Source organism: Massilia sp. YIM B02443, from assembly GCF_030411955.1.
GTDB lineage: Bacteria > Pseudomonadota > Gammaproteobacteria > Burkholderiales > Burkholderiaceae_D > Telluria.
Genome location: NZ_JASNRA010000006.1, coordinates 35,531 through 51,700, shown reverse-complemented (window position 1 = coordinate 51,700; position 16,170 = coordinate 35,531). Strand labels below are relative to the sequence as shown.

22 protein-coding genes are annotated in these 16,170 nt (G+C 63.8%); all 22 read left to right on the top strand.

Features of this window, described 5'->3' with window-relative positions; all coding sequences use genetic code 11:
- The first annotated feature begins 278 nt into the window (after positions 1 to 278).
- The 22 genes from QPK27_RS08295 (at position 279) to QPK27_RS08190 (ending at position 16,028) form a co-directional block, all read left to right on the top strand.
- Positions 279 to 1,082 (top strand): ABC transporter ATP-binding protein, encoded by an 804-nt coding sequence (locus QPK27_RS08295; RefSeq protein WP_290417750.1) that lies wholly within the window; start codon positions 279 to 281, stop codon positions 1,080 to 1,082.
- A complete protein-coding gene (gene mlaE, locus QPK27_RS08290; protein WP_290417749.1) occupies positions 1,079 to 1,861 on the top strand; it encodes a lipid asymmetry maintenance ABC transporter permease subunit MlaE in 783 nt (260 codons plus the stop codon). The genes QPK27_RS08295 and mlaE overlap by 4 nt, the downstream gene beginning before the upstream one ends.
- 33 nt (positions 1,862 to 1,894) lie before the next feature.
- Positions 1,895 to 2,368: an outer membrane lipid asymmetry maintenance protein MlaD gene (mlaD, locus tag QPK27_RS08285; protein ID WP_290417748.1), complete on the top strand. Its 474-nt coding sequence runs from the start codon at positions 1,895 to 1,897 to the stop codon at positions 2,366 to 2,368.
- Positions 2,365 to 3,147, top strand: a complete 783-nt coding sequence (locus QPK27_RS08280) for a VacJ family lipoprotein (protein WP_290417747.1) — start codon at positions 2,365 to 2,367, stop codon at positions 3,145 to 3,147. Before mlaD ends, QPK27_RS08280 begins: the two co-directional genes overlap by 4 nt.
- A gap of 74 nt (positions 3,148 to 3,221) precedes the next feature.
- Complete coding sequence (locus tag QPK27_RS08275) at positions 3,222 to 3,869, top strand: phospholipid-binding protein MlaC (protein WP_290417746.1); 648 nt, start codon at positions 3,222 to 3,224, stop codon at positions 3,867 to 3,869.
- Positions 3,870 to 3,874: 5 nt separating this feature from the next.
- On the top strand, positions 3,875 to 4,153 hold the full coding sequence (locus QPK27_RS08270; protein ID WP_290417745.1) for a lipid asymmetry maintenance protein MlaB: 279 nt from the start codon (positions 3,875 to 3,877) through the stop codon (positions 4,151 to 4,153).
- A 305-nt stretch (positions 4,154 to 4,458) separates the two neighbouring features.
- A complete protein-coding gene (locus QPK27_RS08265) occupies positions 4,459 to 4,689 on the top strand; it encodes a hypothetical protein (protein WP_290417744.1) in 231 nt (76 codons plus the stop codon).
- On the top strand, positions 4,686 to 5,000 hold the full coding sequence (locus QPK27_RS08260) for a DNA-binding transcriptional regulator (RefSeq protein ID WP_290417743.1): 315 nt from the start codon (positions 4,686 to 4,688) through the stop codon (positions 4,998 to 5,000). The genes QPK27_RS08265 and QPK27_RS08260 overlap by 4 nt, the downstream gene beginning before the upstream one ends.
- 177 nt (positions 5,001 to 5,177) lie before the next feature.
- Positions 5,178 to 6,086, top strand: coding sequence for an ABC transporter ATP-binding protein (locus QPK27_RS08255; RefSeq protein ID WP_290417742.1), 909 nt, complete (start codon positions 5,178 to 5,180; stop codon positions 6,084 to 6,086).
- Entirely contained in the window at positions 6,087 to 6,854 is a 768-nt protein-coding gene (locus QPK27_RS08250; RefSeq protein ID WP_290417741.1) for an ABC transporter permease, read from the top strand.
- Between the two features lie 52 nt (positions 6,855 to 6,906).
- Positions 6,907 to 7,143, top strand: a complete 237-nt coding sequence (locus QPK27_RS08245) for a BolA family protein (RefSeq protein ID WP_290417740.1) — start codon at positions 6,907 to 6,909, stop codon at positions 7,141 to 7,143.
- Positions 7,144 to 7,145: 2 nt separating this feature from the next.
- Positions 7,146 to 8,396: a UDP-N-acetylglucosamine 1-carboxyvinyltransferase gene (murA, locus tag QPK27_RS08240; protein WP_290417739.1), complete on the top strand. Its 1,251-nt coding sequence runs from the start codon at positions 7,146 to 7,148 to the stop codon at positions 8,394 to 8,396.
- A gap of 22 nt (positions 8,397 to 8,418) precedes the next feature.
- Positions 8,419 to 9,090, top strand: a complete 672-nt coding sequence (gene hisG / locus QPK27_RS08235) for an ATP phosphoribosyltransferase (RefSeq protein ID WP_290417738.1) — start codon at positions 8,419 to 8,421, stop codon at positions 9,088 to 9,090.
- Between the two features lie 5 nt (positions 9,091 to 9,095).
- On the top strand, positions 9,096 to 10,433 hold the full coding sequence (hisD, locus tag QPK27_RS08230) for a histidinol dehydrogenase (protein WP_290417737.1): 1,338 nt from the start codon (positions 9,096 to 9,098) through the stop codon (positions 10,431 to 10,433).
- Entirely contained in the window at positions 10,430 to 11,281 is an 852-nt protein-coding gene (locus tag QPK27_RS08225; RefSeq protein ID WP_290417736.1) for a site-specific DNA-methyltransferase, read from the top strand. Before hisD ends, QPK27_RS08225 begins: the two co-directional genes overlap by 4 nt.
- Entirely contained in the window at positions 11,278 to 12,378 is a 1,101-nt protein-coding gene (gene hisC, locus QPK27_RS08220; RefSeq protein ID WP_290417735.1) for a histidinol-phosphate transaminase, read from the top strand. The genes QPK27_RS08225 and hisC overlap by 4 nt, the downstream gene beginning before the upstream one ends.
- A 52-nt stretch (positions 12,379 to 12,430) precedes the next feature.
- Positions 12,431 to 13,021: an imidazoleglycerol-phosphate dehydratase HisB gene (gene hisB / locus QPK27_RS08215; RefSeq protein WP_290417734.1), complete on the top strand. Its 591-nt coding sequence runs from the start codon at positions 12,431 to 12,433 to the stop codon at positions 13,019 to 13,021.
- Positions 13,022 to 13,023: 2 nt separating this feature from the next.
- The gene (gene hisH / locus QPK27_RS08210) at positions 13,024 to 13,665 is read left to right on the top strand and encodes an imidazole glycerol phosphate synthase subunit HisH (protein ID WP_290417733.1); all 642 of its coding nucleotides are present in this window, start codon (positions 13,024 to 13,026) and stop codon (positions 13,663 to 13,665) included.
- A 69-nt stretch (positions 13,666 to 13,734) separates the two neighbouring features.
- Positions 13,735 to 14,511 carry a 1-(5-phosphoribosyl)-5-[(5-phosphoribosylamino)methylideneamino]imidazole-4-carboxamide isomerase gene (hisA, locus tag QPK27_RS08205; protein WP_290417732.1) on the top strand — a complete coding sequence of 259 codons (777 nt, stop codon included), beginning with the start codon at positions 13,735 to 13,737 and terminating at the stop codon, positions 14,509 to 14,511.
- Between the two features lie 3 nt (positions 14,512 to 14,514).
- On the top strand, positions 14,515 to 15,276 hold the full coding sequence (gene hisF, locus QPK27_RS08200; RefSeq protein WP_290417731.1) for an imidazole glycerol phosphate synthase subunit HisF: 762 nt from the start codon (positions 14,515 to 14,517) through the stop codon (positions 15,274 to 15,276).
- A 3-nt stretch (positions 15,277 to 15,279) separates the two neighbouring features.
- Positions 15,280 to 15,693, top strand: coding sequence for a phosphoribosyl-AMP cyclohydrolase (gene hisI, locus QPK27_RS08195; RefSeq protein ID WP_290417730.1), 414 nt, complete (start codon positions 15,280 to 15,282; stop codon positions 15,691 to 15,693).
- Positions 15,690 to 16,028 (top strand): phosphoribosyl-ATP diphosphatase, encoded by a 339-nt coding sequence (locus tag QPK27_RS08190; RefSeq protein WP_290417729.1) that lies wholly within the window; start codon positions 15,690 to 15,692, stop codon positions 16,026 to 16,028. The genes hisI and QPK27_RS08190 overlap by 4 nt, the downstream gene beginning before the upstream one ends.
- Positions 16,029 to 16,170 lie beyond the last annotated feature (142 nt).

Here is a 16,170-nt window from a genome sequence, read left to right as displayed (position 1 = left end):
CGCCCACGCGAATTGCTGCAAAGCAGCGATAACCGACAGCAACAGCTAGCTTGGGACTTTGGTTTCCATGGCGCATTTGTTGCACTATGTCAACATAAAGCAATATTGCGAAACATACATATCTCAACAAAAACAATGGCTTATCGCGTGAAATAGATGACCGATGAGTTATTAGTGTTGTAATAGTACGTCGCAATACCGGTGTAAACAGGGGGGCCTCCAGCAGGATGGCGGCTTTCTGCACTACAATACTGGATTACCCAAACTTTAATTACGCCGTGTCGAACCTAGTCGAAATCCGCGATCTGCATTTTGCGTACGGTGAGCGTTCCATCCTGTCGAATCTGCGCATGGACTTCCCGCGCGGCAAGCTCATTGCCGTCATGGGTGGTTCCGGCTGCGGCAAGACCACGGTGCTGCGCCTGATCGGCGGCCAGATCCGTCCCCAGCGCGGCGAAGTGCGCATCGGCGGCGAAGTCGTGCACCAGCTCGATACCGAAGGCCTGTACCGCCTGCGCCGCCGCATGGGCATGCTGTTCCAGTTCGGCGCCCTGTTCACCGACCTGTCGGTGTTCGACAACGTCGCCTTCCCGCTGCGCGAGCACACCGACCTGCCCGAAGAACTCATCCGCGACCTGGTGCTGATGAAGCTGAACGCCGTCGGCCTGCGCAATGCGCACCGCCTCAAACCCGCCGAGATCTCGGGCGGCATGGCGCGCCGCGTGGCCGTGGCGCGTGCGGTGGCGCTTGACCCCGAACTGATCATGTACGACGAGCCGTTCGCCGGCCTCGATCCGATCTCGATGGGCGTCACCGCCAACCTGATCCGCAACCTGAACGACGCGCTCGGCTCGACCTCGATCCTGGTCTCGCACGACGTGCACGAATGCTTCGCGATCGCCGACTATGTGTACTTCATGTCCGCCGGCAAGATCGTGGCGGAAGGCACGCCGGACGAGCTGCGTGTCTCGGAAGATCCTTACGTGAAGCAATTCGTGAATGCCGCCCCGGACGGTCCGGTGCCGTTCCACTACCCCGGCAAGTCGCTGGCCGACGATCTGGGCCTGGGAGCGCGCAAATGATCGGACGTTTCCTGGCGGCTATCGGCCGCACCGTGCGCGAAAGCATCGCCAGCCTCGGCTTCGCGGTGCGCGCCTTCTTCAACCTGCTGGGCGTGTCGCCGGGGGCGTTCCGCCGCCCGGGCCTGATTTCCGAGCAGATCCATTTCATCGGCAATTATTCGCTGGTGATCATCGCCGTTTCCGGCCTGTTCGTCGGCATGGTGCTGGCGTTGCAGGGTTATTACACGCTGAACCAGTACGGCGCCGAGCAGATGCTGGGCCAGGTAGTGGCGCTGGCGCTGGTGCGCGAACTGGGTCCGGTGGTCACGGCGCTGCTGTTCGCCGGCCGCGCCGGCACCTCGCTCACCGCGCAGATCGGCCTGATGAAGGCGGGCGAGCAGCTGTCAGCGATGGAAATGATGGCGATCAATCCGCTACAACGCGTGCTGGCGCCGCGTTTCTGGGCCGGCGTGGTCGCGATGCCGGTACTGGCCACCGTGTTCTCGGCGGTTGGCGTGCTGGGCGGCTACCTGGTCGGCGTGAAACTGATCGGCGTCGACGAAGGTTCGTTCTGGGCGCAGATGCAAGCCGGCGTCGATGTGCGAAATGACGTACTGAACGGCGTGATTAAAAGCTTTATCTTTGGCATCGCAGTGACCTTTACCGCCCTGTTCCAGGGGTATCAGGCCCAGCCGACGCCGGAAGACGTGTCGCGCGCCACCACGCGCACCGTCGTGATCGCTTCGCTGCTGGTCTGGGGTCTGAACTTCGTGATGACCGCCCTGATGTTCAATAAATAATTTAACAAAATAACGGTTCTGTAAGGTACTCAAATGCATCGCAAAACTATCGACGTCTGGGTCGGCCTGTTCGTCCTGCTGGGTCTGGCCTCTCTGCTGTTCCTGGCATTCCAGGCCGGGAACATGAGCTCGGTTTCGTTCGGCCAGACCTATAGCGTCACCGGCCGTTTCGACAATATCGGCGGCCTCAAGCCGCAGGCGCCGGTCAAGAGTGCCGGCGTGGTGGTCGGCCGCGTGAGCGACATCTCGTTCGACGACAAGAGTTTCCAGGCATCCGTGCGCCTCGACATGGATTCCGAGTATAAATTCCCGAAAGATAGTTCTCTTAAGATTTTGACCGCTGGTTTACTGGGCGAGCAATACATCGGCATCGAAGCCGGTGGCGACGAAAAGAACCTGGCCGAAGGCGACCGCATCATTCGTACCCAATCGGCGACGGTACTCGAAGACTTGATCAATCAATTTATCTACAGCAAGGCTGCTGATGGAAAGGAAGGTAGTGAATGAAGCACACCGTCACGCTCTCGCGCCTGCGCGCATGCGCCGCCGCCGCTGCTGTACTGGTCCTGAGCGGTTGCGCCACCACCGGCAATCCGCAGGATCCGCTGGAAGGCTATAACCGCGCAGTATTCAGCTTCAACGATGCGGTCGACCGCACCGTGCTCAAGCCCACCGCCACCGCCTACAAGAAGGTGCTGCCGGGCTTCGCGCAAACCGGCGTGAACAACTTCTTCGGCAACCTGTCCGACGCCTGGAGCTCGATCAACAACTTCCTGCAGGGCAAAGTCGAGGATGGCGGCACCGATTTCGGCCGCTTCGCCCTGAACTCGACCTTCGGCATCTTCGGCCTGCTGGACATCGCGTCCGAAGCCGGCATGCCGAAACACAACGAGGATTTCGGCCAGACCCTGGGAAAATGGGGCGTGCCGAGCGGTCCCTTCTTGATGTTGCCGCTGTTGGGCCCATCTACGGTGCGTGACACCGCGGCGTTGCCGGCCGATTTCGCCGGCGACATCTGGAAGTACAAGGATCCGACCCACGTGCGCAACATCGGCGCCGGCGTGCGCATCGTCGACAAGCGCGCCACGCTGCTGGACGCGTCGAACCTGCTCGAGGAAGCCGCGCTGGACCGCTACGAATTCCTGCGCGACGGCTACCTGCAGCGCCGCCAGAGCCAGGTCTACGACGGCGACGTGCCGCGCCAGGCCGACGACGCCGGCGCCGATGCCGCCGGCGACGCGAATTCGCAGGTGGTGCCGCAGCCGGTGTCGCCGGACAAGAAGTAAACACTCACCAGGTACCAGCCGCCAGCAGCGCTGCTCCAGCGCGCGGCGGCGCCACTTGATAAAGGAAACGACATATGAAGCCAGTCATGCAACTGTTCGCCGCCGCGGCCGCGACCGTGGTCTTCTCTACCAGCGTCATCGCCGCGCCGGTCGCCAATGAAGCGCCGGACGCGCTGGTCAAGCGCATCAGCGCCGACGTGATCGACAGCGTCAAGGCCGACAAGGACATCCAGGCCGGCAACCGCGCCAAGATCATGGACCTGGTCAACTCCAAGATCCTGCCCTACGTCGACGCCCAGAAAATGACCCAGCAGGCGGCCGGCCGCCACTGGCGCAGCGCCACCCCTGAGCAGCAGCAGAAGCTGACCCAGGAATTCCGCACCCTGCTGGTGTACACCTACGCCGGCGCGCTGTCGACCATCAAGAACGAAACCGTCGAGTTCAAGCCGATGCGCTCGAGCCCATCGGACACCGACGTCGAAGTGCGTTCGCAGGTGAACGTCTCGCGCGGCGAGCCGATCACCCTGAACTACCGCCTGTCCAAGGGCGACCAGGGCTGGAAGATCTACGACGTGAACGTGCTGGGCGCCTGGCTGGTCCAGACCTATACCAGCACTTTCAACAGCGAGATCAGCAAGAACGGCATCGATGGCCTGATCAAGCGCCTGGCCGACCGCAACGCCCAGCTGGCGTCGAAGCCGCTGGCCGCGCCGGCCAAGTAATCCCGATGGCTGAAGCAAATCCCATGCTGTCGATCGACGCCCTGACCTTCACCAGCGCCCGCGAGGCGCTGGAGCAGGGCACGGCGGCGATCCGCGCCGGCGAGACCGTGTTCGACCTGGGCGGCGTACGCGCCGCCGACTCGTCGGGCGTGGCCCTGCTGCTGGCCTGGCAGCGCCGCGCGCTCGATGCCGGCCACCGCCTCACCTTCGTCAACGTGCCGGACAACGTGCACAAGCTGGCGGCCCTGTATGGGGTCGATACGCTGCTGCCGCAGCAATCCTGACCGTTTTACTGAGCTATCTCATCCTGCGCCGGCCTGTCCGGCGCAGTGTCTTTTGGGCGCCGTTTTTTTCCATGTAGTGCCCGTCTGTCGGGAATCCAGGCGCGCTTGCCATCACCATTCGTGCAAACGCGACTTCCGCCACCAAAGTTTAAAAATTAAACTTAGGTATGCCTAACTTGGGTACACTATATGAAGGCCACTTTTATCGAGCTTCCCGCATTTCAACGCATGCGCGACGAATATTTCGATGACGCTTCGTTCAAGGAATTGCAGATCGAATTGATGAGGGACTCTGAAGCCGGGACGTGATCAAGGGTGCCGGCGGCCTGCGCAAAGTCCGGTACGGCGATGAGAAGCGAGGGAAAGGGAAGCGGGGCGGCTCGCGGGTCATCTACTTCTGGAAGGACGCAGACGACCAGTTCTGGCTGTTCACCGTCTATAACAAGGACGAAGCCGACGACCTCACTGCCGACCAGCGAAAGATGTTGAAGGGGCGGCTGGAAGCGCAAATCAAAGCAAGGAGTGCCAAAAAATGAGCAAACGAGATATTTTCGCTGACCTGATGGAAGGTTTCGATGCGTTGGAAGGCGCGCGTCAGGGCAAGGTCACGCTCCAGACCACGGAAGTGGAAATCATGCCCCCGCCCGAGATGACGCCCGAGAAGGTCCGCGCCGTGCGCGAGAAGCTTAACGTGTCGCAGCCCGTGTTCGCGCACCGCTTGCGTACCAAGCCTCAGACGATCAAGAACTGGGAGCAAGGCACTGCCCGGCCAAACGCCCAGGCCGCCATCCTTCTCAGCCTGATCGACCGCAATCCCAAGCTGCTCGACGAGATTGCAGCTCTCTGAGTGAAGCTCACGACGTGAGCGTTTTTTGTTTTGCTGACCCTGTTGGTGGTTGGCGGCTTCGGTTGGTGGCGTGAGAGCCCTGCTGTCGGCTTGACATGCCGATTTCCCCTATAATGACCGGTTTCCCCCGCACGGTTTTCGTGCGCCCTGTTGCGGCGCGCCAGCCACCCACCACGAATGACAGCGATCCAGATTGACAGCGTCGAGAAGAGCTACAAAGGCTTCAAGGCCCTGAAGGGCGTCTCCCTGAACATCGAACAGGGCGAGTTCTTCGGCCTCCTCGGTCCCAACGGGGCCGGCAAGACCACCCTGATTTCCACCGTCGCGGGCCTGATCCGGCCCGACGCCGGCAGCGTGCGCATCCACGGCCACGACGTCGTGTCCGACTTCCGCGAAGCCCGCAAGCGCCTCGGCGTGGTGCCGCAGGAACTCGTGTTCGACCCGTTCTTCACGGTGCGCGAGACCCTGCGCCTGCAGTCGGGCTACTTCGGCATCCGCAACAACGACGCCTGGATCGACGAGGTGATGCACAACCTCGACCTGACCGAGAAAGCCGACGTCAACATGCGCGCGCTGTCGGGCGGCATGAAGCGGCGCGTGCTGGTGGCCCAGGCGCTGGTGCACCGTCCGCCGGTGATCGTGCTCGACGAGCCGACCGCCGGCGTCGACGTCGAGCTGCGCCAGACCCTGTGGAAGTTCATCTCACGCCTGAACCGCGAAGGTGGCCACACGGTCGTGCTGACCACCCACTATCTGGAAGAAGCGCAGGCCATGTGCCAGCGCGTGGCCATGCTCAAGCGCGGCGAAGTGGTGGCGCTGGATAACATGAGCGCCCTGCTGCGCCGGGTGTCCGGGTCGCAGCTGGTGGTGCACCTGAAGTCGGGCGAGCTGCCCGAAGGGCTGCGTCATCTGGTGTCTCACGATGAACACAACCATGGCAACAAGTACACGCTGCGCGTGAACCACTATTCCGAAGTCGAGCCGATCCTGGCGCGCCTGCGCGAGAGCGGCGCCGTGATCGACGAGATGCAACTCGAACAAGCCGACCTGGAAGACATCTTCATCCAGATCATGGAGGGCAAATAAATGAACCTGTTCTCCGTGGGCTTCCGTACCCTGTTCTACAAAGAGTCGCTGCGCTTCTGGAAGGTCGCGACCCAGACCGTGGCCGCGCCGGTGGTCACCGCCATGCTGTACCTGCTGATCTTCGGCCACGTGCTGGACGGCCGGGTCGAGATGCTGGACGGCGTGTCGTACACGGCGTTCCTGATCCCGGGCCTGGTGATGATGAGCGTGTTGCAGAACGCCTTCGCCAACTCGTCCTCGTCGCTGATCCAGTCGAAGATCACCGGCAACCTGGTGTTCATCCTGCTGCCGCCGCTGTCGCATGCCGAGATTTTGTCGGCCTACGTCGCCGCCTCGATCCTGCGCGGGCTGGCCGTGGGCGCCGGCGTGTTCATCGTCACCGCCTGGTTCGCGCACCTGACTTTTGTCGCGCCGGTGTGGATCGTGGTGTTCGCGCTGCTGGGCGCGGCCATCCTCGGCACCATGGGCGTGATCGCCGGCGTGTGGGCCGAGAAGTTCGACCAGCTGGCGGCGTTCCAGAACTTCCTGATCATGCCGGCCACTTTCCTGGCCGGCGTGTTCTATTCCATTCAAAAATTGCCGCCTTTCTGGCTCGCCGTCTCGCATTTCAACCCGTTCTTTTATATGATTGACGGGTTCCGCTACGGCTTCTTCGGCCAGTCGGACGTATCGCCCTGGACCAGCCTGGCCATCGTGCTGGTGTTCCTGGTGGTGCTGACGACGATTGCGATCACCTTGCTCAAGCGCGGCTACAACCTGCGCCATTAACGAATACCCGCGCGGCATGGCCGCGCGCACTTAGCGATTATCTGGAGTTACCTTGGCGACCACACCTGAACTGATCCACGGCTACATCAGCGCCGGCCTCGAATGCACGCACCTGCACGTCGAAGGCGACGGCCAGCATTTCAACGCCGTGATCGTGTCGCCGGCCTTTGCCGGCAAGCGTCCGATCCAGCGCCACCAGCTGGTGTACGCCGCGCTGGGCGACCGCATGCGCGAAGAGATCCACGCGCTGTCGATGAAAACCCTCACCCCTGAAGAATACCAAGGATAAGCATGGACAAGCTCCAGATCGTCGGCGGCAACCGCCTGCAAGGTGACATCCCGGTCTCCGGCGCCAAGAACGCGGCGCTGCCCATCCTGTGCGCGGGCCTGTTGACCGCGGGCGACCTGCATTTGTCGAACGTGCCGCGCCTGCACGACGTGCGCACCATGCTCAAGCTGCTCGAGAAGACCGGCCTGAAGATCGAGCAGGACGATGAAAAGGTGACCATGAACGGCAGCGCCATCGACTCGCTCGAAGCGCCGTACGACCTGGTGAAGACCATGCGCGCCTCGATCCTGGTGCTCGGTCCCCTGCTGGCGCGCTTCGGCGAAGCCAAGGTCTCGCTGCCGGGAGGCTGCGCCATCGGCTCGCGTCCGGTCGACCAGCACATCAAGGGCCTGCGCGCGATGGGCGCCGAGATCACGATCGAAGGCGGCTACATCCATGCCAAAGCCAAAAAATTAAAAGGCGCGCGCATCCTGACCGACATGATCACCGTCACCGGCACCGAGAACCTGTTGATGGCCGCGACCCTGGCCGAAGGCGAGACGGTGCTGGAAAACGCCGCGCGCGAACCGGAAGTGACCGACCTGGCCAACCTGCTGGTGGCCATGGGCGCGAAGATCGAAGGCATCGGCACCGACCGCCTGGTGATCCAGGGCGTGGACGAACTGCACGGCGCTTCGCACAGCGTGATCTCGGACCGCATCGAAGCGGCTACTTTTCTCTGCGCGGTGGCGGCCACCGGCGGCGACATCCAGCTGACCAATACCCGCACCGACATCTTCGACGTGGCGCTCGACAAGCTGCGCGAGATGGGCCTGCAGCTGACCGTGGGCGAGAACAGCATCCGCGCCAAGATGGATGGCCGTCCGCGTCCGGTATCGTTCCGCACCACCGAATATCCGGGCTTCCCGACCGACATGCAGGCCCAGTTCATGGCGGTGAACACCATCGCCGACGGCCCGTCGCGCGTGACCGAGACCATCTTCGAGAACCGCTTCATGCACGTGCAGGAGATGAACCGCCTGGGCGCGCAGATCTCGATCGAGGGCAATACTGCCTTCATGCGCGGCGTCGAACGCCTGGTCGGCGCGCCGGTGATGGCGACCGACCTGCGCGCGTCGGCGTCCCTGGTGATCGCCGGCATGGCGGCCGAAGGCACGACCCTGATCGACCGCATCTACCACCTCGACCGCGGCTACGACCGCATGGAAGTGAAGCTGTCGGCGGTTGGCGCGGACATCGTGCGTATCAAGTAAGCGCATCACGTAAAAGACTCACATGACTTTCGAAAGCAAAACCGGTACTTCCCTGATCCTGGCGCTGTCCAAGGGCCGCATCTTCGAGGACACCCTGCCGCTGCTGTCGGCGGCCGGGATCGAGGTGCTGGAAAACCCGGAAACCTCGCGTAAACTCATCCTGCCGACCAATGACCCAGGCGTGCGCGTGCTGATCGTGCGCGCCTCCGACGTGCCGACCTATGTCCAGCACGGCGCGGCCGACTTCGGCGTGGCCGGCAAGGACGTGCTGCTCGAGCATGGCGGCGAAGGGCTGTACCAGCCGATCGACCTACGCATCGCCAGCTGCCGCATGTCGGTGGCGGTGAATGCCGGCTTCGACTACGAGAGCGCGGTGCGCCAGGGCGCGCGCCTGCGCGTGGCGACCAAGTTCGTCAACACCGCGCGCGAGCACTTTGCCTCGAAAGGCGTGCACGTCGACCTGATCAAGCTGTATGGCTCGATGGAGCTGGCGCCGCTGGTCGGCCTGTCGGACGCCATCGTCGACGTGGTCTCGACCGGCGGCACCCTGCGCGCCAACAACCTGGTCGAAGTCGAAAAGATCATGGACATCTCCTCGCGCCTGGTGGTCAACCAGGCCGCGCTCAAGCTCAAGCGCGAGCGCCTGCAACCGATCCTGGAGGCGTTCGAACGCGCCTCCGCCAAACAGGGCTAACAGCAATGGCAGTACAGATCCGCAAACTCGATTCGACCGCACCGGACTTCAAGCAGACGCTGGCTGCGCTGCTGGCTTTTGAAGCCGAAACCGACGACGCCATTGAGAACGCCGTCACTGGGATCCTGCGCGACGTGAAGACGCGTGGCGACGCCGCGGTGCTGGAGTACACCAACAAGTTCGACCGCATTCCGAATGGCGGCGCCAAATCGATGGCCGAATTCGACATCGGGCAGGCGGAACTGGACCAGGCACTGGCATCGCTGCCGGCGGCCCAGCGCGAGGCGCTGCAGGTCGCGGCCGAGCGCGTGCGCGTGTTCCACGAGCGCCAGAAGGAAGCATCCACCGGCTTTACCTTCACCGAGCTTGATGGCACGGTGCTGGGCCAGCGCGTGACGCCGCTCGACCGTGTCGGCATCTACGTCCCGGGCGGCAAGGCGGCCTATCCGTCGTCGGTGCTGATGAACGCGATTCCGGCCCACGTCGCCGGCGTCAAGGAAATCATCATGGTGGTGCCGACCCCGGACGGCGTGAAGAACGGGATGGTGCTGGCCGCCGCCGCGATCGCCGGCGTGACGCGCGTGATCACCATCGGCGGCGCGCAAGCCGTCGGCGCGCTGGCGTATGGGACCGAAACGATTCAACCGGTCGACAAGATCGTCGGCCCGGGCAATGCCTATGTCGCCTCGGCCAAGCGCCGCGTGTTCGGCGTGGTCGGCATCGACATGATCGCCGGTCCGTCCGAGATCCTCGTGCTGTGCGACGGCACCACCGACCCGGACTGGGTGGCGATGGACTTGTTCTCGCAGGCCGAGCACGACGAGCTGGCGCAAGCCATCCTGCTGTGCCCCGACGCGGACTACATCGCCAAGGTCGAAGCCAGCATCCACAAGCTATTGCCGTCGATGCCGCGCGCCGCCACCATCACCACTTCGATGTCGGATCGCGGCGCGCTGATCAAGGTACGCGACATGGATGAGGCATGCGAGATCGCCAGCAGTATCGCCGCCGAGCACCTCGAGATTTCGGCCATCGAGCCGCAACAGTGGGCCGATAAAATCCGCCATGCCGGCGCCATGTTCCTGGGCCGCTTCTCGTCCGAATCGCTGGGCGACTATTGCTGCGGCCCGAACCACGTGCTGCCGACCTCGCGCACGGCGCGCTTCTCGTCGCCGCTGGGCGTGTACGACTTCCAGAAACGCTCCTCGATCATCCAGGTGAGTGAAGCCGGCGCGCAAACGCTGGGCAAGGTTGCCGCCACGCTGGCCTACGGCGAAGGCTTGCAGGCGCACGCCCGCAGCGCCGAGCTGCGTCTGGATTCCGTGCCGCCACAAGCATCATGACGGCCTGGGTCAACCAGGTGTTCTGCGAGGATGCGCTGGCCGGCCTGGCGCGCATCCCCGATGGTTCCATCGACCTGATCCTGACTGACCCTCCGTACAACCTCGGCAAGGACTACGGCAACGCCTCCGACCAGCAGAGCGTCGAGGCGTATCTCGCCTGGACCGAGCAGTGGATCGACGCCGCCATTCCGAAGCTGAAGGACAACGGCAGCCTGTACATCTTCCTGACCTGGCGCTTCGCGCCGGAGATCTTCGTCATGCTGAAAAAGCGCATGACGATGATGAACGAGATCATCTGGGACCGCCGCGTGCCGTCGATGGGCGGCAGCGTGCGCAGCTTCTCGTCGGTGCACGACACCATCGGCTTCTTCGCCAGGCGCAAGGATTACTACTTCGACCTCGACGCGGTGCGCATCCCCTACGACGCCGAGACCAAGAAGGCACGCTCGCGCTCGATCTTCATCGGCGCCAAGTGGCTCGAAGTCGGCTACAACCCGAAGGACGTGTGGAGCGTGTCGCGCCTGCATCGCGAGCATCCGGAGCGCGCCGACCATCCGACCCAGAAGCCGCTCGAGATCATCGAACGCATGGTGAAGGCCTCGTGCCCGCCGGGCGGCGTGGTGCTCGACCCGTTCATGGGCAGCGGCACCACGGCGATTGCCGCCAAGCGCCTGGGCCGCCAGTTCACCGGCTTCGAGCTGAACCCGGACTACTGCGCCATCATCGAGCAGCGCCTGGCCGCGCCCGAGGTGCCGCTGACCGGTGCCAAGATCAAGGCGGCGGCGAAAGCCGCCAAACAACGCAAGGCGGCCAAGAGCGCCGCCGTCACTACGGAAGAATCATCATGACCGACATCGTTAAGCTGATCGACAACGCCATCCGCGCCGACGTGCGCGCCATCGGCAGCTACCACGTGCCGGACGCCAGCGGCTACGTCAAGCTGGACTCGATGGAGAACCCGTACCAGCTGCCGGAAGACCTGCGCGCCGAACTGGGCACGCGCCTGGCCGAGGCGGCGCTGAACCGCTATCCGGTGCCGTCGTACGACACGCTGAAAACCCGCATCTGCGCCAAGCTGGGTGTCCCGTCTGGTTACGACGTCCTGCTCGGCAACGGCTCGGACGAGTTGATCACGATCCTGGCCACCACCGTGGCGCGCCAGGAACGGGAAAATCGACGCGCCGTCATCATGGCCCCGATCCCGGCCTTCGTCATGTTCTCGCGCTCGGCCCAGTTCGCGGGCGCGGATTTCGTCGGCGTGCCGCTGCGCGAAGACTTTTCGCTCGACCGCCAAGCGATGCTGGCCGCCATCGAAGAGCACAAGCCGTCGCTGGTGTTCCTGGCCTACCCGAACAACCCGACCGGCAACCTGTTCGATGCCGGCGACATGGAAGCCATCATCACGGCGCTGGGCGAGACCGGCATCGCCGTGGTCGACGAAGCCTACCAGCCGTTCGCCAAGGTCAGCTTCATGGAGCGCCTGCCGCGCTTCCCGAACCTGATCGTGATGCGCACCCTGTCCAAGCTGGGCCTGGCCGGCATCCGCCTCGGCTACATGGCCGGCGCCGCGCCGCTGCTGGCCCAGTTCGAGAAGGTGCGCCCGCCCTACAACGTCAACGTGCTGACCCAGGTGGCAGCCGAATTCGCGCTCGACCATATCGAGGTGCTGGACCGCCAGGCCGACTTGTTGAACGAAGAACGCACCCGTCTGGCGGCCGCGCTGGCCGAACTGCCGGGCGTGACGGTGTTCCCGTCGGCCGCCAATTTCATCTCGCTGCGGGTGCCGGACGCCGACCGTGTTTGCACGCATCTTCACGGCGCGAAGGTATTGATCAAGAATTTGAGTAAAATGCACAAATTGCTGGCCAACTGCATCCGCGTCACGGTCAGCACCCCCGAAGAGAACGCCCAGTTCCTGGCCGCCCTGAAGGCGGCACTGACGTAATCATCCAACCGCCGGCTTTATTTGAAAAAAGCCGACTGACGAGCACCCAGCAATGACCCGCACCGCCGACATTCAGCGCAACACCAACGAAACGCAGATCCGCGTCTCGATCAACCTCGACGGCACCGGCCGCCAGAAGCTCAACACGGGCGTCCCCTTCCTCGACCACATGCTCGACCAGATCGCGCGCCACGGCATGTTCGACCTCGAAGTCGAAGCCGTCGGCGACCTGCACATCGACGCCCACCATACGGTGGAAGACGTCGGCATCACGCTCGGCATGGCGGTGGCCAAGGCGATCGGCGACAAGAAGGGCATCCGCCGCTACGGCCACGCGTACGTGCCGCTGGACGAGGCGCTGTCGCGCGTGGTGATCGATTTTTCCGGCCGTCCCGGCCTGGAGCTGCACGTGCCGTTCACGCGCGCCATGATCGGCACCTTCGACGTCGACCTGACCGGCGAATTCTTCCGCGGCTTCGTCAATCACGCGGCGGTGACCCTGCATATCGATAACCTGCGCGGCGTGAACGCGCACCACCAGTGCGAGACCGTGTTCAAGGCGTTCGGGCGCGCGCTGCGCATGGCGACCGAACTCGACGAGCGCGCCGCCGGCATCATCCCTTCGACCAAAGGCAGCCTGTAATCATGGCCAACAAGATTGTGGTGGTCGATGGCCTCGGCAACCTGCGCTCGGTGGTGCAGGCGCTGCGCACCGCGGCGCCGGAAGCCGACGTGCTGGTCTCGCACAAGCCGGAAGACATCGACCGCGCCGACCGCGTGGTGCTGCCGGGGCAGGGCGCGATGCGCGACTGCATGACCAGCCTGCGCGAATCCGGCGCCGAAGAAGCCGTGCTGCGCGCCATCAGGACCCGTCCGGTGATGGGCGTGTGCGTGGGCGAGCAGATGCTGTTCGAGTCCAGCGAAGAAAACGGCGGCACGCCCGGCCTGGGCCTGCTGCCCGGTAAGGTCGTGCGCTTTCAACTCGACGGCAAGCTGCAGGCCGACGGTTCGCGCTTCAAGGTGCCGCAGATGGGCTGGAACCGCGTGCGCCAGTCGCGCGCCCACCCGCTGTGGGACGGCATCGCCGACGGCAGCTATTTCTATTTCGTGCACAGCTACTATGCGGCGCCCGAGAACGCGCATGATGTGATTGGCGAAGCCGACTACGGCGCGCCATACTGCTGCGCGGTTGGCCGCGATAACGTCGTCGCCACCCAGTTCCATCCGGAGAAGAGCGCGGAAGCGGGCCTGCGCCTGTACCGCAATTTCATTCACTGGAATCCTTGAGTTACCTCTTTTAAGTTACCCCTTTTCGATTCACCCTCGATCCATTCGTCAACCCAACCGACAACGACCATGCTGCTGATCCCCGCCATCGACCTGAAAGACGGTCACTGCGTTCGCCTGAAACAAGGCGATATGGACCTCGCCACCGTGTTTTCCGAAGATCCCGCCGAGATGGCGCTGCACTGGCTCAAGAAGGGCGCGCGCCGGCTGCACCTGGTCGACCTGAACGGCGCGTTCGCGGGCAAGCCGAAGAACGAATCCGCGATCAAATCGATCCTGAAAGCCGTGCAGGAATACGCCGACGAGAACGACCTGGACGAGATCCCGGTCCAGCTGGGCGGCGGCATCCGCGACCTCGACACCATCGAGCGCTACCTGGACGACGGCATCAGCTACATCATCGTCGGCACCGCCGCGGTGAAGAACCCGGGCTTTTTGCACGACGCCTGCGGCGCCTTCCCGGGCCACATCATCGTCGGCCTGGACGCCAAGGACGGCAAGGTCGCCACCGACGGCTGGAGCAAGATGTCGGGCCACGAAGTGATCGACCTGGCGCAGAAGTTCGAAGGCTACGGCGTCGAATCGATCGTCTACACCGACATCGGCCGCGACGGCATGATGGGCGGCGTGAACATCGACGCCACCGTCAAGCTGGCGCGCGCGGTGAAAATTCCGATCATCGCCTCGGGCGGCGTGCACGTGCTGGCCGACGTGGAAGCGCTGTGCGCGGTGCAGGACGAAGGCATCGAAGGCGTGATCTGCGGCCGTTCGATCTACGAAGGCACGCTCGATCTGACCTCGGCCCAGGACCGCGCCGACGAACTGACCGAGGGCACGGGCGCTTAAAGCATGCTGGCTAAACGCATCATCCCCTGCCTCGACGTCACCGGCGGCCGCGTGGTCAAGGGCGTCAATTTCACCGAGCTGCGTGACGCCGGCGACCCGGTCGAGATCGCGCGCCGCTACGATGAGCAAGGCGCCGACGAAATCACCTTCCTCGACATCACCGCCTCGAGCGACGGCCGCGACCTGATCCTGCACATCATCGAAGCTGTGGCCTCGACCGTGTTCATTCCGCTCACCGTCGGTGGCGGCGTGCGCAAGGTCGAGGACGTGCGCCGCCTGCTCAACGCCGGCGCCGACAAGGTCAGCATGAATACCTCGGCCGTGACCAACCCGCAGCTGGTGTTCGACTGCGCCCACAAGCACGGTTCGCAGTGCATCGTGGTGGCGATCGACGCCAAGCAGGTCGGCCCGGACAAATGGGAAGTGTTCACCCATGGCGGGCGCAACCCCACCGGCCTCGACGCCGTGGAGTGGGCGCGCAAGATGGAAAGCCTGGGCGCCGGTGAGTTGCTGCTCACTTCGATGGACCGCGACGGCACCAGATCCGGCTTCGACCTGGGCCTGACGCGCGTCGTGTCGGATGCGGTCGGCATCTCGGTGATCGCCTCGGGCGGCGTCGGCGGCCTGCAGGACCTGGCCGACGGCATCCTGGAAGGCCACGCCGACGCGGTGCTGGCGGCCAGCATCTTCCACTACGGGCACCACACGGTCGGCGAAGCCAAGCGCTTCATGCTTGACCGCGGCATCCCGATGCGGGTGGAGTGACGCATGGTCAATCATTCCAAATGGCTGAACAAGGTGCGCTGGGACGAGCACGGCCTGGTGCCGGTGATCGCCCAGGAAGCGGCGACCGGCGACATATTGATGTTCGCCTGGATGAACCGCGAGGCGCTGACCCGCACCGTCGAACTGAAGGAAGCGGTGTACTGGAGCCGCTCGCGCAAGAAGCTGTGGCACAAGGGCGAAGAGTCGGGCCACACCCAGAAAGTGCTGGAGATCCGCCTCGACTGCGACGAAGACGTGGTGCTGCTCAAGATCGAGCAGGTCGGCGGCATCGCCTGCCACACTGGGCGCCATTCGTGCTTCTTCCAGAAGTACGAAGACGGCGACTGGCACAGCGTCGAGCCGGTGCTGCAGGACCCGGACACCATTTATTCCTCGGACAAGAAGAAATCCCCATGAGCGTTACCCTGGCCCGCGTCGCGGCCGTGATCGAATCGCGCAAGCCCGAGCAGGGCGGCGACCCTGCGACCTCGTACGTCGCCAAGCTGTTTGCCAAGGGCGACGACGCCATCCTCAAAAAGATCGGCGAAGAAGCCACCGAACTGGTGATGGCCGCCAAGGATGCGCGCGTCGAGAACGACGCGTCCAAGGTGCTGTATGAATGCGCCGACCTGTGGTTCCATTCGATGGTATTGCTGGCCAGGTTCGACCTGACCCCGCAGCAGGTGCTCGACGAGCTGGCGCGCCGCGAAGGCGTGTCGGGCATCGAAGAAAAAGCATCGCGCAAGGAATAAGCTGTTGCAAGTTTGCTTGCCGCGGTGCAAGTAAGCGCCCCCTCACCGTGCGGCCAAGCCGGACCGGTGTCATAATCGGCTTTTGGTCGTCACACCGATGTCATGCTGCGTTGATACGATGCGCGGGTTCCACGGCAATCAG

Bases quoted from the DNA above. Each gene is read 5' to 3' on its own strand.
- mlaE (WP_290417749.1), top strand. From the start codon at position 1,079: ATGATCGGACGTTTCCTGGCGGCTATCGGCCGCACCGTGCGCGAAAGC.
- mlaD (WP_290417748.1), top strand. From the start codon at position 1,895: ATGCATCGCAAAACTATCGACGTCTGGGTCGGCCTGTTCGTCCTGCTG.
- QPK27_RS08280 (WP_290417747.1), top strand. From the start codon at position 2,365: ATGAAGCACACCGTCACGCTCTCGCGCCTGCGCGCATGCGCCGCCGCC.
- QPK27_RS08275 (WP_290417746.1), top strand. From the start codon at position 3,222: ATGAAGCCAGTCATGCAACTGTTCGCCGCCGCGGCCGCGACCGTGGTC.
- QPK27_RS08270 (WP_290417745.1), top strand. From the start codon at position 3,875: ATGGCTGAAGCAAATCCCATGCTGTCGATCGACGCCCTGACCTTCACC.
- QPK27_RS08260 (WP_290417743.1), top strand. From the start codon at position 4,686: ATGAGCAAACGAGATATTTTCGCTGACCTGATGGAAGGTTTCGATGCG.
- QPK27_RS08255 (WP_290417742.1), top strand. From the start codon at position 5,178: ATGACAGCGATCCAGATTGACAGCGTCGAGAAGAGCTACAAAGGCTTC.
- QPK27_RS08250 (WP_290417741.1), top strand. From the start codon at position 6,087: ATGAACCTGTTCTCCGTGGGCTTCCGTACCCTGTTCTACAAAGAGTCG.
- murA (WP_290417739.1), top strand. From the start codon at position 7,146: ATGGACAAGCTCCAGATCGTCGGCGGCAACCGCCTGCAAGGTGACATC.
- hisG (WP_290417738.1), top strand. From the start codon at position 8,419: ATGACTTTCGAAAGCAAAACCGGTACTTCCCTGATCCTGGCGCTGTCC.
- hisD (WP_290417737.1), top strand. From the start codon at position 9,096: ATGGCAGTACAGATCCGCAAACTCGATTCGACCGCACCGGACTTCAAG.
- QPK27_RS08225 (WP_290417736.1), top strand. From the start codon at position 10,430: ATGACGGCCTGGGTCAACCAGGTGTTCTGCGAGGATGCGCTGGCCGGC.
- hisC (WP_290417735.1), top strand. From the start codon at position 11,278: ATGACCGACATCGTTAAGCTGATCGACAACGCCATCCGCGCCGACGTG.
- hisB (WP_290417734.1), top strand. From the start codon at position 12,431: ATGACCCGCACCGCCGACATTCAGCGCAACACCAACGAAACGCAGATC.
- hisH (WP_290417733.1), top strand. From the start codon at position 13,024: ATGGCCAACAAGATTGTGGTGGTCGATGGCCTCGGCAACCTGCGCTCG.
- hisA (WP_290417732.1), top strand. From the start codon at position 13,735: ATGCTGCTGATCCCCGCCATCGACCTGAAAGACGGTCACTGCGTTCGC.
- hisF (WP_290417731.1), top strand. From the start codon at position 14,515: ATGCTGGCTAAACGCATCATCCCCTGCCTCGACGTCACCGGCGGCCGC.
- hisI (WP_290417730.1), top strand. From the start codon at position 15,280: ATGGTCAATCATTCCAAATGGCTGAACAAGGTGCGCTGGGACGAGCAC.
- QPK27_RS08190 (WP_290417729.1), top strand. From the start codon at position 15,690: ATGAGCGTTACCCTGGCCCGCGTCGCGGCCGTGATCGAATCGCGCAAG.